Origin of the sequence: Anaerotaenia torta (assembly GCF_050433395.1) — a bacterium.
In the GTDB taxonomy this organism is placed as follows: Bacteria; Bacillota; Clostridia; order Lachnospirales; family Lachnospiraceae; genus Mobilitalea; species Mobilitalea torta.
Map to the genome: position 1 here is coordinate 432,367 of NZ_JBNPXH010000002.1, position 17,824 is coordinate 450,190.

The following is a 17,824-nucleotide window of genomic DNA, read 5'->3' on the forward strand; positions in this document are numbered from 1 at the left end:
GTATAATGGGAGAAGCTATGGCACACCAAAACTATTTACATATAGCCGAGATAATGAAGGCATCCCTGCCCTATTTTGACTCGGCGTCAAGGGTACGGCTGGAGTTCTTCAGCAAGCTGCTTGATCTGATGGGAAATCTGAGTGCTATCAGCCGCAATAGTATGGTTGCCTGTGGCTACGAAAGTACACATGTGGATGTCGAGGGTCTGTTAAACGGTATCCGCCCTGTATGCAATAACAGGGAACGAGACTTTGTTGACCGCATTCTGAACATATTTAATATGAGACGAATGTTTGAGATGTATAATAACATCATGAACATGATGAACGCAATGAATGCCATGCAGGAATTTGAAGGCTTTTCCTTTACTGACGACATGCCGAAGGATGATACGGATAACGTCACAAGCAATTTCACAAATACAAACTTTGAATCCATTTTCCGGGCCTTCAATCAGGGAGGCTCTGATACACAGGATGCATTCTCCCAACACCGGCAGGAAGGGGATGATGTTCAGGATACTTTCTCTGCCCGCCGGGATGAGAATGACCTCGGCTCAAAAGATGATTTCTCCCAGAATGAAGATGGCTTCGGCTCACAGGATGATTTTTCCCGGCAGCAGCAGGAGGCTTCCTCCCGGCAGCAAGAGGCTCCCTCCGGCAAAAATAATTCCTTTATGCCGAATAATGCCATGTTTGATATGCTGAAGACTATGGTTCCGCCGGAACAGGCAAATACCTTTGAAAACATAAGAATGCTTTTGAATACAATGTCATATGATGGTAATAGTAAATCTGATAATAGCAAGGAGCATGAAAATGGCTGACACATCCTGGACCAATAACCCCAGATTAAATAACATTGATCCCCGGAAGCTGTCCATCCTCTTGGATTTAATGAAGGAAGTCGAAGGAAAGTCAATGGATCAGGTATTTCCCCTGTTAATGAATACCAATAAGCGTCTGCAGGAACAAAACATGGCATTTTCAAAGGATGAGAGCGATATTATGATCGAAATACTTACCAAGAATATGACCCCGAAGGAAAAATCCCAGTTTGAAATGGTAAGAAAAATGATGGCTTCCAGGAAAACCTGATGCCATCGAAAAATATGTAAATAAACAGCGGAACGGTAACCGCTTCGCTGCTTATTTGTAACCAACTAAAAAAACATTGTTGCTAAATTGCGTAAATACTATATAATCAGAGTTACAGGAAAGTAATTTCAAGCCGGCCGGCTGGATTCAGATAGAGAATAGAAAGAGGTTACACCATGCGTAAAAAAGAAAAGGGACATTTCATAAAAACAGTTACACCGGATTCCATCGGCGCGGAAATGGGAATCGAGCCCGGTGACTATCTTGTTGCCATCAATGAGGAGGAAATCGATGATGTATTTGACTATCAGTATCTGATCAAAGACGAATATCTTGAGATTTTAATTCGAAAAAGCAACGGGGAAGAATGGCTCCTGGAAATAGATAAGGAATACGATGAGGATCTGGGCATTGATTTTGAGAACAGTCTGATGAGCGATTACCGCTCCTGTCATAATAAGTGCATCTTCTGCTTCATTGATCAGATGCCGGAGGGGATGCGCGATACCCTGTATTTTAAGGACGATGATTCCCGGCTGTCCTTTCTCCAGGGAAATTATATCACTCTGACCAATATGAGCGATAAGGATGTTGACCGGATTATCCGCTTTCATCTCTCTCCCATTAATATATCCGTCCAGGCTACCAATCCCGAACTCCGCTGCAGGATGCTGAACAACCGCTTTGCCGGGCGGGCCCTCCAGAAGCTGGACAAGCTGTACGAGGGACATATCGAGATGAACGGCCAGATTGTTCTGTGTAAGAGTGTCAATGACGGTCCTGAGCTGAAACGCTCCATTGAGGATCTTTCCAAATACCTCCCCTTTATGAGGAGCGTCTCCGTCGTGCCTGCCGGGATCACCAAATTCCGCCAGGGATTGTATTCCCTGGGATTATATAATAAGGAAGAAGCCAGGGAGGTCATTGACATGGTGGAAAGCTACCAGCAGGGCTTTTATGAGGCCTTTGGACTTCATTTCATTCATGCAAGCGATGAGTTCTACATCACGGCAGAACGTGAATTCCCCGAGGAGGAACGATATGACGGTTATATCCAGCTGGAAAACGGCGTGGGTATGATGAGGCTTTTTATCAATGAATTTCATGAGGCTCTGGATCATATTCTGAATTCGGAAGAATACAAAAATCGAAGGACGGATGTCTGCCGGAACATCACGAGTGCCACCGGAAAGCTGGCCTATCCGACGATCTGTGCCTTTGCAAAGGAAATCATGGGCGCTTTTCCTAACATAAAACTTAATGTGGTATGCATCCGGAATGATTTCTTCGGTGAAACCATCACCGTGGCGGGGCTGATCACCGGGCAGGATCTCATCCGTCAGCTGAAGGAACGAAAGGAAGAAGGCTGTGATCTGGGTGATACCCTCCTCATCCCATCCTCCATGCTCAGAACCGGGGAAAATGTATTTCTCGATGACATTACTGTAGAAATGGTGGAGCAGGAGCTTGACCTCCGGCTGATTCCCGTAGAGTCCAGCGGACAGGAATATCTCCGTTCCATCCTGGATAAGGACCACCGGATGACAAGGAATAACGAAGGCTTCGTATATGTCAAAGCCTACGAAGAAACTCCACCTGTCTGATATCACAGAGTGGCCCCTTCCATTAAGCCTGAAGTATCACACGCTTAGCTTAATGGAAGGGGCCGATTTATTCTACTATATTTTTTGAATTACTTAATTCCCGAATGTGCCATTGTATTCATTACCTTGCTCTGCAGCAGAATGAACAGCAGTATATTGGGAAGGAACATAATAAGTGCTCCTGCCGCCGCCATTCCCTGACCGACTACCGTATTGTTGGCATTGATCAGGGTGCTCATGTAAAATGCCAGGGTTTTCATATTCTCCTGGGAGGTGAACATATTGGAGGTCTCCAGGTTCCCCCATACCTGCTGAAAGGACAAAATGCATACAGTAGCAACCGCGGGCTTGATCAGCGGAAGAATAACCTTGGCATATACCTTGAGATTGCTGGCTCCGTCCATGTAGGCGGCCTCCATCAGCTCATTCGGCACCTGGTCGATAAACTGCTTTAACAGGAACAAACCGACAGGCATGGCCAGCAAGGGCAGGATATGGGCAAAATAGGTATCCATAATCCCCATCTTATCAATAATCAGGTATCGTGGAATCAGCACCGCAGCCGGTACGAACATCATGGACAGGGTATTGGCTTCGAAGATCAGCTTCTTCCCCTTGAACTCCAGCTTGGACAGGGCAAAGCCCGCCATGGAGCCGATGATCACCGTCAGCAGCACCACCAGGAAGGTGACCGCCAGGGTGTTAAGCAGATACCTGCTTAACGCCACGGATGAGGTCTGCGCTGTCTGGGACAGCTTTGTAAAGTTATCCAAAGTCGGATGAACCGCAAAGAATTTCGGAGGAAAAGCAAACAATTCTCCCAGGGGTTTAAAGGCATGATTGATGATGTAAACAATCGGCAGCGCCATAAATAATGCCAGGGGCACTAATACGATATAGAATTTTAACTGGCTTTTTTGAAAGCCCTTCGGATTAATTGTTATACTTCTCTTCATAAGAACCTCTTCCTTCCGGATATACTGAAATAATGAATAATAAATTATTTATTAATTACGGCATATTAGCCAGCCACTCATCCTTGAATTCGTTGGCCTTCTGGGTCAAGGTATCCGCCATCTCGGCAGGGGTTACTTCCCTGTTATCCAGCTGGGCCCAGATACCGTTCTCGGTTGCCCAGGCATCAAACTGGCTCCAGCCGGGTGCTACGGAACCTACTGTAGGAACCACATTGGTCAGTCTCTTATATACTTCCTTGATATCTTCTCTGTCCGTGAAGGCCGAGACTGCATCCCACACCTTCTGATTGCTGATAACCGGCATACGGCTTACCATGGTAACTCCTGCCGCCTTGTAGCCTTCCAGACGGTTCAGACAAGCTTCTTCACCCCAGGAGGTCCACTTCTGAAGCTCCCATGCCTCTCTCGGATGCTCTGTTGTTGAAGAAATCACACCATAATCCACGATAGCCATCTGTCTTCCGGAAGGCCCCGCAGGCTGGGGATAGTATAAGAAATCACAGCCGGACTGCGCCTTTACGGCATCCTCAAAGTAAGCAATGGTCCAGGTCCAGTCAAAATGCATTGCACTTCTTCCGAATCCGGGAGGCCATGCGCCTTCATCGCCAAGCCATTTCAGCTTATCTTCCGGGGACTCCCACTCACAGATATCCCTGTCAATAAAATCGTATTTGAGATTCAAGCCGTCAATCCAGGACTGACCAAAATTATAATTGCTTCCGTCCCAGCCTCTCATGGATTCATTATCCGTATACTGGGCGGGAAAATAATCCGCATAGTTGGGATTGGAGGTTCCAAAGTTAAAATCCTCGGGATGGGAGATTCTGGCCGCAATATCTTTGAATTGATCCAGGGTCCAGTCATAGGACGGAAGGGGCTCGTTATACTTCTCAAACAAAGTCTTGTTTAAGAACACCAGATAAGGGAACATAACGACGGGCATGCTGTACAGCCTGCCGTTAATTCTGGCATTTTCCACCATGGAGGGATAAACATCCTTGGCATCCGGGTCCTTTTCAAAAAATTCTGTTACATCCATGGCCCACTGATTGGAAATAGCGTCGGTTACCGAGAAGGTCCAGAACACGTCCGGCAGGGTGCCGGTTGCCGCCATGGTGGTAAGTCCGTCATTCCAGGCCGCCTGGTCGATGGTTACAAATTCCACCTTGATGTTGGGATACGCCTTCATGAATGCTTCAATCTGTTTGTCCTTCGCTTCGGTTTCCCCTTTTTCCCCAAGACCCCAGCAGGCATAGGTGAGAGTGATATTCTCGGTTGTCATAGGCCCCAGCAGGGAATCTGCATCTGCATTGGCATCCGCATTGGTATCCGTGTCTGTTTTGGCATCGGCATCTGCATCCTTATCCTTCGTGCCGCTTCCCTGGTCTGTTGCTTTTGTAACATCTGGATTTCCGCCGCCCGTGCTCTTTTCCTGGCAGGCGGTGAGGGTTGACAGTATTAATACCATAATCATTAATACCGACAATAGTTTTTTCGCCTTCATACAAAATCCTCCTCTTATAATGATTTAAAAGCTTTCCCTATGTGATCTTAAGGGCCGCTGCTTCCCGGCTCCTTAAGTCTAAGGCATTCCTGTTACTCCCCGGTAATACCGGTTCTGTCGATCCCTTCCACGAAGTATTTCTGCAATACAAAATACATCAGCAAAAGGGGTGATATGGTAACCACCGTAGCGGCCATCTTGATGGCTTCGTTGGCGACGGAGTCGCCCATTACGGAAGCCCCCCATCCGGCTACCATCTGCACATGCTGCTTGTAGCTGATGTCAAAATTCTGCAGCTCCAGCAGCATGGTCCTTACCACGCCGGTATCCGTGGCGCTGGTAATCCCCATATACAGGGCGGTAAAATAGGTATCATTCCAATACCATACAAAGGAAAATAAAAAGCATATGATAAAAGCCGGGACCGCCAGCGGCACCGCTATCCCAAGGAAGATCCTCGCCTCGGAAGCGCCGTCCACCCTGGCCGCTTCATCCAGGGAGATGGGGGTCTGCTTAAAAAACTGCATAAAGATCAGAACAAATATGGCGCTCCTGGTTCCCTGTCCCAATAGTGCGGGATAAATCAGGGTTTTCATGGTGCCGATCATATGGTAATCCGAGAACATGGTGTATCTTGGCACCATCAGCACATAGGGCGGCAGGATAAAGGTGATGAGAATCAGACCGAGAATCAGTTTTTTAAAGGGAACCTCGTACCTTGCCAGCCCGTATCCCGTCAGCGCGCATACCGCTGTCTGGGCCAGGGAAGGAAGAAGGGCGCTTAATACTGTGTTCCAGATGGTCTTATCCACCTTCATTACTTCAAAGGCATCCTTATAATTCTTTAAGGTGACCGAGGTGGGAATCCATTTTACCGACGCATCCAGGAGGTCAGGCAAGGACATGAGACTTTTTACAATCATCTCAAGGATCGGATACAGATACACGAACCCCATTGCAACCAGTATGATGTATACTCCTGCCATATATAACAGGCCCCTTTTGCCGGTGCGTCCGATGAGCTTTGCCTTGACTTTATGTAACCGGGCGTAATTCATATCATTCTCCTGCCTTTCCTTCAGCGGATATCACTCCTCCGCATCTGCTTTTTCCAAACTAATTTTTCCTTCTCATTACTCCTGCATGTATCTCCCTGCTCTTAGGCTCCCGCCCGAACAGCAGATAGCATACCAGGAGCAGAAGGCCGATGCCCAGGGAATAGATCCAGGCGGCTGCGGAGGCTACCCCGAAGCCCCTCTTGGTGGCATCCAGCATACTTTCCCGAATCCACAGAATTACTGTGTTAATCTCCGAGGTAGCCAGGAATACAATAATATAAATGGCATTGATCAGGATCATTCCCCGGATGGAAGGCAGCACGATCTTCCAGAAGGACACCCAGGAAGAGGCTCCGTCAATGGAGGACGCTTCATACAGGCATTGGTCGATTTTCTGCAGACCCGACAGGAAGATCAGAATCGGCACCCCGGAATACCACAGGATCAGAATCAGCTCGCTGAATAATGTGGACACCGGCTCCACCAGGAAGTAAGGTAGCTTGCTATTAATAAAATCATAGATCCCATACTGCTCTATTAAGGGTATGGTGGATGCTCCCTGGCTCATGAGCATATTCATGACCGGCCCGCTCACTACCACGATGGGCAGAAAGAACAGGGTTCGGAACATCCCCCTCAGCTTAATCTTTTCATTCAGCAGCAGTGCCAGCACCAGGGAGAATACAAGGATTAAGGGAAGCTGCATTACGATGTTTTTAAAAAATGCCGCCAGCCTCTCCAGAAAATACGGATCCTTGGAAACAAAGTATTTAAAATTCTCCATCCCCACAAAGATGACTACCCTGCCCTTGCCGGTAAATGCCACTTTGCTGAAGCTGAATAATACGGACTGGACCAGCGGATACAAAAAGAAGATGAGAAACCCTGCAATCCAGGGGGTCACAAATAAGAGACCCGTTAATTTCTGCTTATTGAAAACTGTGAATACCTTTTTTCTCTTTTTCATACAGCCTCTTTCCTGATACCTTATTATCAATAGATGCCCTGCTTACAATCCATATCTGTGTCGACCAAAGGAAGTCCGCCCAACTCAGTGAGTGTACCTCCCGGTACGCAGTGCCGTCAGCATGGCCGCTTTCCGACATCCCATCATCGCTCCTGCGGGATTACCTGGAAGCTCATGGCTTCGACGGTAACCGCTCCGCTCCGATAATCGGAAGCCGAATAATTAATCAGAAGCTCCACTCCATTGTCATATTCCACAGAGACCACGCTGTCCGTCAGCCAGGCATGTTTCCTGATTCCCACGCCCTCCACAAGCCGCAGTACGGAGCCGATCCGGTTATAATAATCCGTAACCATGGGTTCCAGCACCTCATACTCCGAGGTGTAGATATAATCGGAATTGGTATTCCTCAGCTTCTCCGGAGATTCCCCAGTAAGGAGAAAGTCAGGATACGCGCCGTACTCCAGCATTTTCAGAAAATACTCCGTCTCATTGGCTTTAAAATTGCTGCATTCGGCCCAATAAGGGAGATAACCCCTTAATACTATGGGCAGGAAGGGAACCTCCTTGCTGATATAACTGTAGTTGGAGGTGGAAAGAGGCAGGTCGTAGTACTGGCTGGTATATTTCCAGAGATACTCATAGGGATTCTCCATGGAGATCTGAAAATCCCCCAGCGCCTCCATTGTCTCCTCATACATCCGGGCCGTGTCCCCTCTAGAATAAATCTTCCCGCCGGAGTAAAAAGAAAATAGGGTGTCAGGCACCGAGGCAAGTGCTATCGCGCTTATGTTCCCGGTTTTGTACCGACCTGCCCACTTTTTCGCAAGGCTTAAGGTCTTCCCCGGCGTCAGGTAATACATATAGGGGAATACTCCGGCATTGGTGGGCTTTTCTACCAGCATCTGGTTGATCCCCTTTACAATGTCCCTGGCCGTATTGTAAAACCGCTTTGGATTGGCCTGAAGGAAATCCTGCTGCAATACCAGACGGATCTCCTGCTCCTCCAGCTTTGCCGCAAGCGCATCCAACTCCTTCCGGCTGCCCAGCTTTCCTTCCAGCTTGAAATTGCCGCTGCCGTAATTTAAGGAGATGCCTTTGGACTGCCATCCCGTATAAACAGGCTGGATATCCGTAATCCCTTTCTCCCGCAGCTTGTCAATGATCTCTTCCATCTTAGAAACTGTGGTCATGGGTACTACCCGGTTAAAGATAAACCATTTTTTCGTATCCGCTCCGAAGAAATCCAGCTTAATGCGGAATTGGTCTTCCTGCTTTCTTAAGTCTCCCCGCTGAACCAGGTATTGCTGATACCGCCGGGCCAGCCCGGTATAATCCGCTTCATTCCCGTTTACCAGCTTGTAGCTTACGGAAAGGTCCCTCATGTAGGGATTTTTCTCAAAGGCAGGGACGCCGGAAGAGGCCGCCGTCTGCATGGTATAGACCTCCCGGTAATTATATTTGGCGGTGACCCAGTTATAATCCGTGGTTACGCCATTGGGATAGGCCAGGATATCCGCATTGTACTGCCCTTCCTCGATAATTCCCAGAAAGCCCTGCTTCTCTCCCGTATAGGCCATGCCGAATACCGGTACGGTAATCCTCTTCGGTTCCTTCACAAAGAGGCCGTTAAAATAATTGTTATTGGATGTCTCCGTTCCCACATTGGGCCCGTATATTTTCTTGGAATAGGGGGTCTTGAATTTTCCGTGGTTATCCTCCAGGCTGATGATTGCCCCGGAGCCTTCCGGGATCAGCAGGTAGCCCTCCTTCTCCGCCTTTTTGGTGGCCCCGAACATGGGATAGAGGTATACCGCCGCCAGCATGTAATTTTCCCCCTCCCGGATGCTCTCCTGCTTCACGGAAGCGAGGAAGCCATCCTCCTTCAGCCTTACCTGAAGGCCGATGCTAAAATCATAGGAGGGAAAACGGATGTCCGCATCGAAGCCGTCCTCATAGCTGGTGATTACCTTCTCGGCTTTTCCCTTCACCAGATCCACCCGTTCCGGCATGGCACCCTTGCCGGTGCACAGCTCAACGGAGATTCCGGAGCTTAAGAAGCCCTTCCAGGAATCATTGGAGCTTTCATCTTCTATCACGGATTCATAGACATAGCCTGTTTTCCGGTCGGTGAGAGTGATACCCAGGGTTTCCTCATCCAGGTTCATGATGTAATTCTGATTTTCAAAGGTGTTCCTGCTCTCCTTCTTTGGGGAGGAAGTATCCGCCGATGCCGCAGCCATGCCTCCTGCCGCAAGAGCCGCGGCGGCAAGAACCGCCAGCAGGCCTCGTGCCATATGGCACCGGAAGTTTTTTCTATCTGCCACGATAGTATCCCTCCTTTACAATCGAAACGATGAAATCCGTCACCTGGCTGATGAGCGCCGCCAGGATAAAGCCCGCGGCCAGCATCAGTACCATGGTAAAGACCGTCAGAAAAATGCATTTAAAGGTCTTCTTGTAGGTATAAGCCTGTATTTCCTTGATCATCACAACTACCAGCACCGCCATTCCGGCAACAATGAAGAAATTCAGGAACTGAATAATAAAGCGTTCGTTCAGGCTCAGCACATGCCCCAGAAGAATTACCGCCGGTTTCAGGAACAGATAGGGCATCAGACAGTAGGCGTATGCACAGTAAAGATTTTTCAAAGAGCCTTCTCCGTCCTGGATGGAGCAGATCAGATTGCAGCAGATCATACTCACCAGGAAGAACCCGAATACGGTCACGAAATCCGTTCCGATCTCATAGTAGCCGTCGGCTATTCTTTTAAACAGGAAGCCGCTGTAATACTTATTGATTACATACAGAAGGAAGAACAGCACATAGATCAGTGTGGAAGACAGAATACTGACCTTTCCTTCCAATTTGATGCCATAAAAGGCATCCGCCGGATTCTTGGGCATGTATTTTAAATAAGCCATCTCGCGGGAGAACTTCTTCCCCTTCACCCGTTCCAGCCGCTGTGAAAATCCGGCTAACAGAGGCACTCTGTTTTTAAGTCTTTTATAAGCCTTTCGCAGAAGATACAGAAGCAGCAGGCCAGCCAGTACCGCCATTACATTTTCCCGAATCCAGGTGTTGCGAAGCTCCCAGAACGCATCGGAATAGCCGGTATAGTCTCCGCCCTGTCTTGCGGCTGTCAAGGCTCCGCCATAGTCCTCCAGGCGGTAATATGCCTTCCCGATTCCCCGCTGTGCATAATCGAAGAGACTATCCCTGCTTAACACCTTTTCCCATGGACCCTGGCTCTCCGTGTAATAGCCCTCCTGGAACAAATTCAGGGCTTCATGGACGGTTCTGGCGTATTCCGTCTGCTGGAGCACCGTAACCCTTGCCATCTCCGAATCCAGCACATAGAGCCTGCCTGTGCTGTCAGCATCAATGGCGGAGGGGGCCGTGAACAAACCCGTCCGGTTATTGCCGTCATCCCTGCCGCCGAATAGGAACAGCAGCGCATGATCCCTTGTATATTCCGCAATATAACCCTCTTTGGATATGGTATAGATGTTTTCAATATTCCCTACGGCAACATCCGTCACAAGCATCTCGAAATAGCCCGTATCCAGCATGTTCTTGCCGGCCATATTGAATTTCTTCAAGCTGTCCCGGCCTGCCCCCTGGGTTACGGTATAAATCAGTCCGTTCCCGTCAATGGCAATATTGCTGGCTGCCGCAGGCACATTCTTCTGGAGACTTTTCTTCATCTCCTCCGTAAAAGCCAGTCTTTTAAGAATCTGGGAAAGCCTGGTGTAGGTGTAGTTGGCTCCAAAATATCCGTAGAAATCCCCTTCTGCGCCAAAGGATAGGATGCCGTTGCCGTTTCCCTCGGAAAGGGCATAGACGCCGCCCGCTCCGTTCACCGCAAGCTTGGAGGGCGCATACCGGCTCTCCTGCGCAAACAGGGGGCTGACCGGTTTTTCATAGGCTTTTACCAGGGTGCCCTCCCGGTCATATACCATAATCTTTTGCAGCTTCGGGTCCGCCACATAGACGGTTCCCTGGGCATCCACATAGAGTCCGGTGGGGGAATTCAAATCACCCTTGATGGTACCTATAAGATTTCCCTCCATATCACAGATCAGCACCCGGCTGTTGCCGGTGTCCGCAATATACATTCTGCTGTCCTTCCAGATAAACAGGTCCGAAGGATTTTTTAAGCGTTCCTCCCCGAATTTATCATATACCTGGGAGGGGATATAGCCGTCCTGGGTATGGGCCAGATTGCCATTCTTGTCAATGGTCAGGGTGGTGTACGGCGCTTCTGCCCCCTTTGCGGAAGAAGGATACAGAATGAGGGCAATTGCTGCCAGAATTCCCGGCAGGCATTTTCTGAAATTATTAAGATGTCTCATTGGTCACCTCCATTTTTCTCCTTCCGTCAATCCTCCTGAAAGATCCTGCGGGCAAATCTTGAAATGCCGTATATGACCAGCAGCAGGACAAGAGAGACACAGGAGGCATAGCCCATTTCATAACGGATAAAGCCGTAGTCCTCGATGTGGTTTACAATCAGCTGCCCCGAATAAAGGGGCGTGGGATTGGCTCCGCTGAGCTGTACCCCGATGGCTCCCACCGAGAAGGTGTTCACCACTGCCATAACTGCTGCGAAAAGCATCTGCGGCTTCATCATGGGGATGGTGATATAGAACATTTCCTGGAAACGGTTGCGCAGGCCGTCGATGGCCGCGGCTTCGTATACCTGGGTGTCAATGTTCAGGATGCCCGCCAGAATTGCCAGGAAACCAACTCCCATGCTGCTCCAGAGAGATACAATAATCATAATGGCCAGCAGGTATTTTGCATCGGTGAGAAAGAGAACGGGCTCATTGGTAATTCCCAGCTCCATCAGCAGATAGTTGATGTATCCCATCTGGTCCCCCGCAAATATGATCTTCCACACCACCGCCATGGCAATACCGGAGGTCATGGAGGGAGAATAGATCAGCAATGCCAGTATGGTTCGGGGCAGCCTGCTGATCTGCGCCAGCATCCAGGCCAGCAAAAAGGAAAGGGTATAGCCCAGCGGGCCCACGACAAAGGCAAAGATACAGGTATTGGGCAGTACCTTCTGCATAAAGACATCGTCCTGGGTCAGAAGGTTGATATAGTTTAACACCCCCACAAAATCAGGCCTCTGCACTGCGTCGTAATTGGTGAAGCTCAGCACGATGGCCGCACCGATGGGCACGATGATAAAAATTGCAAACAGCAGCAGGTAGGGAAGCATAAACAGGTATGCTGAATTTATTCGGGATTTTCTCTTCATTTTAACCATTCCTCAATCATCTGAATGTCGGGGACTACCAACTCCTTCATCATGCTGCCGTTGGAATCCAGGTATCCGAACTCTTCCATCTTCCGGCTCAGTTCCCGGTTGATCTTCTTCTGGGCACTGTCCACCGCACTTCGTAAATTAGCGTTCTGGGTCACCGCCTGAACCAGGACATTGCCCAGCTCCCGCTCGATAATATAGCCCCCAGGCACTCTTGGAGCCTCATAGGTCCAGGATATCTGCTCTACTATGGTATCCTTAAAGCGGGAGCTCCAGGGGGAAGCCTTGATAGCGTCCAGATTGGCCGAATTCCACAGGTATTCATTGCCCAGGGTGGATTGCAGGGTGAAAGCAAATTCCGTCTGCACCTCGGTGGAGGTCCACCAGTCAAGGAATTTCCAGGCAGCCTCGGCCTTGAGGTCATTCTCAAAGACCACGCAGCTCTCCGCCGCTCCGGAGGTATAGCGAAGGACATTCCCTTCCTCATCCGCGATGCCCGGATAAGGTGCGATATTCCAGGCATCCGCCAGCTCCGGCGCCGCGTTGGTCAGCAGATTAAAGGTGCCGTAATCGGAGGTTCCGATGGGCAGGCGCCCGTCCCGGAATGCCTGGTAGAAGCTCAGTACCTCATAGTCCATGTCATAGATCGTAAAGTTTTCCGTCAGAACCTTCATTCCCCCCAGAACGCCGGGTGTCTCCAGGTCAATCTGCATCTCGCCGCTCTCCATCAATTTTCCTCCGCTCTGAAAGATAAAGGGGGCCGTGGTATTATAGCCCTTTACAAGGAAATTGGCCACATGGGTGTTAAAGCCCAGACCCATCCGTTCCAGCTGGGGCAGCATCTTCCTTACTTCCTCCATGGTGTCAGGCACCGTCAGTCCCAACGACTCCAGTATATCCGTCCGGTAGAACAATACATAGAAGTTAAAGGTCTCCGGCAGCGCATAGATCCCGTCATCACAGACCCCCGGAATCAGCATTCCCGGTGCGAACCGCCTGCCCACTTCCTTAAAATTATCATACTGGCGCAGGTTCTCTAAGGCTCCCCGGAGGGCCAGGTCATATACATACCCGGAGGAAATTCCGATTGCGGCGTCGGGAGCCTTACCGGAAGCATTGGCAAGAATTAATTTCTGCTGGTCGGGTACAATAGAAAGATTCACATTGATTCCATACCTTTTTGTAAAATCCGCATCCGCCATACGCTGCATAATCTCCAGGTACTGTCTGGGACGGGCTACCCAGACATTCAGGGTATCCTTGTCTTTATCATAGGTAGGAGCGTAATCCTGTTTGGTGAAGGAGGAGAAGAGCCGCTTCAGGCTGAGGAATGCTTTCTTTATCACAGCCGGCTTGCCCGGCAGCTTGGCGTCCTCCTGGTACAGGAAGAGCTTATCCAGTCCCAGCTGTCCTACGCTTAATTTCTCAATCACATTATTGACACTCTGCCTGGCGGAGCTGTTGCCGTAGGAGAACAGGTTCAGCTTCTTGGGCAGCTCGTTGGGCTTCTCGGCCAGCTTTCTCAGATTCTTGGATGCCACGGTCAGTTGGGCAATCTCACCCACGTTGCCCTCTCCGGGATTGAGTTCCGACAGGCTGCTATGCACCTGCTCCAGGGTGCCAGCCCAGTCTAAGAGCTTCTGCCGGATGTTGAAGCCGTAGGGCTCCAGGTCAAAATCCCGGTATTTGTCCGAATTTCCTCCGGTGATCTTGCTGACCTCCAGGGCCAGGGTATTCATTTCCTTTGTCACTGCATTTAATATTTTCACCGCATAACGTACCTTATCCAGGGACACCTCCAGGGTAATGGTGTGCATCCCCTCTTCCAGGTAGATGGCATTTCCCTCTTCTTCCGGGATCAGCCTGGCGAACTTCTTGGCGTAGGGAAAGGCAAAGTCCTCGTAAAAAGCGGAGGGTATCCTGCCGTCTATGTAAATATTGCGATACACGCTAAAGCCCGGCTTGGCGCTCTGGCGGTAGTCGAAGGCCAGATTATAATATCCCGGCTTTCCGACTTTAAACTCGTAGGTAATGCTGGTTCCTCCTGTTTTAAAGGATTCCTCCGCTACCATATTAAGCACCTTCCGCTTGGGATCATAGGGAGTAATATCCGTAACGAATTCCGACGCCGCCCTTATATTGGGGGAATTCCGGCAGGTCATATTCTCCGCCTCTATCACAATCAGCTCATTACCGGAGGCTTTCTCTCCCGGGGCCGGACCGGCCTCTTCCCTTCCTTCCAGGTACAGGCTTCCTATGCGGATGGTGCCCTCTCTTGCCTGGAAGGTCAGGATATTCTCTCCCGCCTCCAGATACAGGAGCATGGGCTCACTGTACAGATAGGCCGTATCATGGATATAGGCTTTCTTCCACTCCTGCACCTTCGTGGGCATGGCAAGGCATTCATTGCCGTACCGGTCATGCTGAACCTCCCCGGAGATCCAGGTGTCGCCCAGAAAGATCCGTTTCAGTTCATCATAGGGATATTCCCCGTTTACCTTCAGGGCCAGATTTGTCGGAAGAATATTCTCCCCCAAGGTCTGGTAGTCAAAGCTCAGGACATAGGCTGCAGCCTGTTCTGCCCGGATGGTTACTTGCACCTCTTCGCTCTCTTCCAGCAGAAAGCCTTCCTGTTGGGTGCTCTCCGCCCATAGCTCCTCGGCTGGATAGGTAATTTTCTTCCCTTGATAAAGGCTGTCTCCATACCGTTCCAGATATTTTTCATAATCCGTATCCGGGGTATTTTCCATGCCCAGGTAGAGATCCTTCAATACCAAAAGCCCCGCCCCGCAGGCCGCTGTGTTATTCCCCGCCCGAAGGGAACAGCTTCCCGCTCCGGCCAGGATTACGGCCGCAAGGCACAACAGCGCCGCTCTATATTTTCTTCCCATAAGTTTCTCTCCTTCAGGATACGCCGTACACTGCGAACTCTTCAAAAGCAAAGCCTTCTCCCTTTGCCTCCAGCCCCGCTTTGCCGCTCAAGAAGCCATCGGTATCGGTATAAGTGAGAATAACCTCCCCTTCCGCCGCCAGCTTCAGCACTCCTTTCGCTGCCGCGACGGAGAGCTTTAAAATCCCCGCCTCTCTGCTGGGGCAGGCATAGAAGCCAATCTGCTCCTCTTTGTAGCAGCAGCGGTAGAGATAGATTCCATCGTGATCCACCTTCACCTTGTAGCCGAGCAGGGATGCTTCCACCTGATCGGGATACCAGGATTCCCTTGACGCCATCACGTAGACGGAGACCTCACCGGTGGGCGCGTTGTTTCTGTAAATCGCCGCTTCCACGGCATAGGCGCCCCAGCCGCTCTCCCCTGCAAAGGCCCTTCCGAAATTCTCCGCACAGGTAAAGCCGGAATATTTGGTCAGCATGCTCTTGAACCTCTTATGCCCGTATATTCTGATTTTATCCATGGCCTCCGCCGTCAGTACTCCAGCCTTTATCACCTGGATATCCCGAACCTCTGCTGCTTTTTCAAAGATAAAACAATCGATGAAGGCTTCGTCCCGGCTGCTGATCTCCAGCTCCTGGATTCCCCCGGTAAGCCGCAGGATACCGGCCTCCGCTTGCTCAAAGCCTTTGGCATCCTTTCTTCCTGGCAGGGTAAAGGTGAGGAGAATTTCTCTTCCCTGACAGGAGACTGTGAGACAGACCTCCCTTGCTTCGGAAGAAATTCTGGTAATCAGCCGGTAGGATGCATCTTCTTTTATATTTACATGATAAACAAGCTTTTTGTTTCTTCTGAAGACCGCCGCTTCTGTCTGAAAGCCGGACTCTGTTACAGGACGGCTCTCCACCTCTCCCAAGGCATGAATTGCATCCATCCTGCCGGGAATGGCCTTGGCTGCGGTCTTGTCGCCCCTTCCGCCGACGGTATGGGATATTCCGTAGAAGCCGACTTCCTGGACTCCTTCCTCTCCAATACAGAGGCTTCCCTGACCGGTACATGTGGAATAGCTGGTCAGGAGCATATTGTTCAGATAGATTTCCATCGTGCCGTCAATCTCTTTGGCAAGCCTTACAGTCAGCAGCCCTTGAAAACTGACAGAAGAATTAATGCTGCCTTTCACGGTTTCCCTGCCGCATTCTCTTATCTCATAGGCACCTTCCGCACAGAGATGTATTTCACCATATCCGTAAGCACTTCCTACACAGAGACCTCTTCCATCATGCCCATGAGTACCTTCGGCATGAAGACTTGATTCTCCATGTCCATAGGTATCTCCGGCACAGAGACTTGTTTCACCACATCCGCAAATGTCCTTACTTATGGAATGTTCTACTGTTTCATGAGAAGTGCCCGCCTCATCCGATGTGACACAATTTTCGCCGGCTTTATAGCCATAGAGCAGAACAAGATCTCTGCCTCCGGTATTTACATTGATTTCAACCGTATAGGCATCGGGAGTCTCCGCTCCCAAAGCAAGGTATTGTTCATCACCTATGGTTACTGTCTCCAGCTCTTCCTTCCCTCTTCCATAATAATCCGGCAGGGAAGACGCTTCCTGTTCCCACCAGATGGGATTGCAGTACATTCTGGCTCCATTAAAGAAGAGACGATCAATATTCGTGCTTCTCTTCCTGGGCACTGAGTCAAGATTGATGTTATGATAGGCAATGCAATAGCTGTCCAGATCCGGCGCCAGGAAGCTGGAGCTATGGCCCAGAGCATGGAATTCATCCCCTGTTTCCAGCAGGAGGGTATTATCCCGAAGGTTCACATAGCCTTCTTCCGGGCTTTTCTCCGATACACTGTAGGCGATGCGGTAACCCCTGCTTAACAGGTGGTTCCCCGTATAAGTCAGATAATAGACGCCCTTGCGCTTAATGATCATAGGCCCTTCCGTCCAGTAATTCAGATAAGTCTCCGGAATCGTCGTTCCGTTTACATCAATTTCATTCCGCGCCGTCATCCTGTGGATGACAATTCCCTTATGACCGGCCCGCAGAAAATACTGGCTTCCGTCATCGTCGATGAAAAAGCTTCCGTCAATGAGCAGGCCGTAATTCTTACTGATGAGATGGAAGGGTCCTTCCGGCTGATGGCTTTCCAGCAGGTAGTGCCCGCTTCCCACCGGGGAAGTTACCATGTAGAATTTCCCCCGGCAGTAACAGACCTCCGGCGCATAAGCCCCTTCAATCTCCGGCTCGTCACAGACGCTTCCAAGATAAACAAAGTCAATGAGATCCTCCGATTTCCAGGCTTTGATATGGTTTCCCGCACTGGAGCAGTAGAGATAATAAGATCCGTTGAATCTCATAATAAAGGGATCTCCGCATTCATTTTCAGACCACTGGTGTTCAAATAAAAATGGATTTTTATATGTTCTCATACAGATCTT

The 17,824-nt window shown here is 49.8% G+C and carries 12 protein-coding genes; 3 read left to right on the top strand and 9 right to left on the bottom strand.

Translation table 11 applies throughout. From position 1 onward, the window contains the following. Window positions 1-17 precede the first annotated feature (17 nt). From HNQ56_RS05670 to HNQ56_RS05680, 3 genes are all read left to right on the top strand, one after another. Window positions 18-827, top strand: coding sequence for a hypothetical protein (locus HNQ56_RS05670; protein ID WP_429143658.1), 810 nt, complete (start codon window positions 18-20; stop codon window positions 825-827). Further along, window positions 820-1,098 carry a hypothetical protein gene (locus HNQ56_RS05675; RefSeq protein WP_429143660.1) on the top strand — a complete coding sequence of 93 codons (279 nt, stop codon included), beginning with the start codon at window positions 820-822 and terminating at the stop codon, window positions 1,096-1,098. The genes HNQ56_RS05670 and HNQ56_RS05675 overlap by 8 nt, the downstream gene beginning before the upstream one ends. A 176-nt stretch (window positions 1,099-1,274) precedes the next feature. Further along, on the top strand, window positions 1,275-2,702 hold the full coding sequence (locus HNQ56_RS05680; protein WP_429143662.1) for a DUF512 domain-containing protein: 1,428 nt from the start codon (window positions 1,275-1,277) through the stop codon (window positions 2,700-2,702). Window positions 2,703-2,791: 89 nt separating this feature from the next. On the opposite strand, the gene HNQ56_RS05685 is transcribed toward HNQ56_RS05680, so the two are convergent. The 9 genes from HNQ56_RS05685 to HNQ56_RS05725 form a co-directional block, all read right to left on the bottom strand. Then, entirely contained in the window at window positions 2,792-3,658 is an 867-nt protein-coding gene (locus HNQ56_RS05685; protein WP_429143663.1) for a carbohydrate ABC transporter permease, read from the bottom strand. 55 nt (window positions 3,659-3,713) lie between these two features. Continuing rightward, entirely contained in the window at window positions 3,714-5,183 is a 1,470-nt protein-coding gene (locus HNQ56_RS05690; RefSeq protein ID WP_429143665.1) for an extracellular solute-binding protein, read from the bottom strand. A gap of 92 nt (window positions 5,184-5,275) precedes the next feature. Next, entirely contained in the window at window positions 5,276-6,241 is a 966-nt protein-coding gene (locus tag HNQ56_RS05695; protein WP_429143666.1) for a carbohydrate ABC transporter permease, read from the bottom strand. Between the two features lie 58 nt (window positions 6,242-6,299). After that, window positions 6,300-7,208: a carbohydrate ABC transporter permease gene (locus HNQ56_RS05700; protein WP_429143668.1), complete on the bottom strand. Its 909-nt coding sequence runs from the start codon at window positions 7,206-7,208 to the stop codon at window positions 6,300-6,302. A gap of 143 nt (window positions 7,209-7,351) precedes the next feature. After that, a complete protein-coding gene (locus tag HNQ56_RS05705; protein WP_429143670.1) occupies window positions 7,352-9,535 on the bottom strand; it encodes a DUF5696 domain-containing protein in 2,184 nt (727 codons plus the stop codon). Next, window positions 9,525-11,564, bottom strand: a complete 2,040-nt coding sequence (locus tag HNQ56_RS05710) for a YIP1 family protein (protein ID WP_429143671.1) — start codon at window positions 11,562-11,564, stop codon at window positions 9,525-9,527. Before HNQ56_RS05710 ends, HNQ56_RS05705 begins: the two co-directional genes overlap by 11 nt. A 26-nt stretch (window positions 11,565-11,590) precedes the next feature. Beyond that, a complete protein-coding gene (locus tag HNQ56_RS05715; RefSeq protein ID WP_429143673.1) occupies window positions 11,591-12,478 on the bottom strand; it encodes a carbohydrate ABC transporter permease in 888 nt (295 codons plus the stop codon). Next, window positions 12,475-15,375, bottom strand: a complete 2,901-nt coding sequence (locus tag HNQ56_RS05720; RefSeq protein WP_429143675.1) for an extracellular solute-binding protein — start codon at window positions 15,373-15,375, stop codon at window positions 12,475-12,477. Before HNQ56_RS05720 ends, HNQ56_RS05715 begins: the two co-directional genes overlap by 4 nt. Before the next feature lie 13 nt (window positions 15,376-15,388). Beyond that, window positions 15,389-17,815: a family 43 glycosylhydrolase gene (locus HNQ56_RS05725; RefSeq protein WP_429143677.1), complete on the bottom strand. Its 2,427-nt coding sequence runs from the start codon at window positions 17,813-17,815 to the stop codon at window positions 15,389-15,391. Window positions 17,816-17,824: the final 9 nt, after the last annotated feature.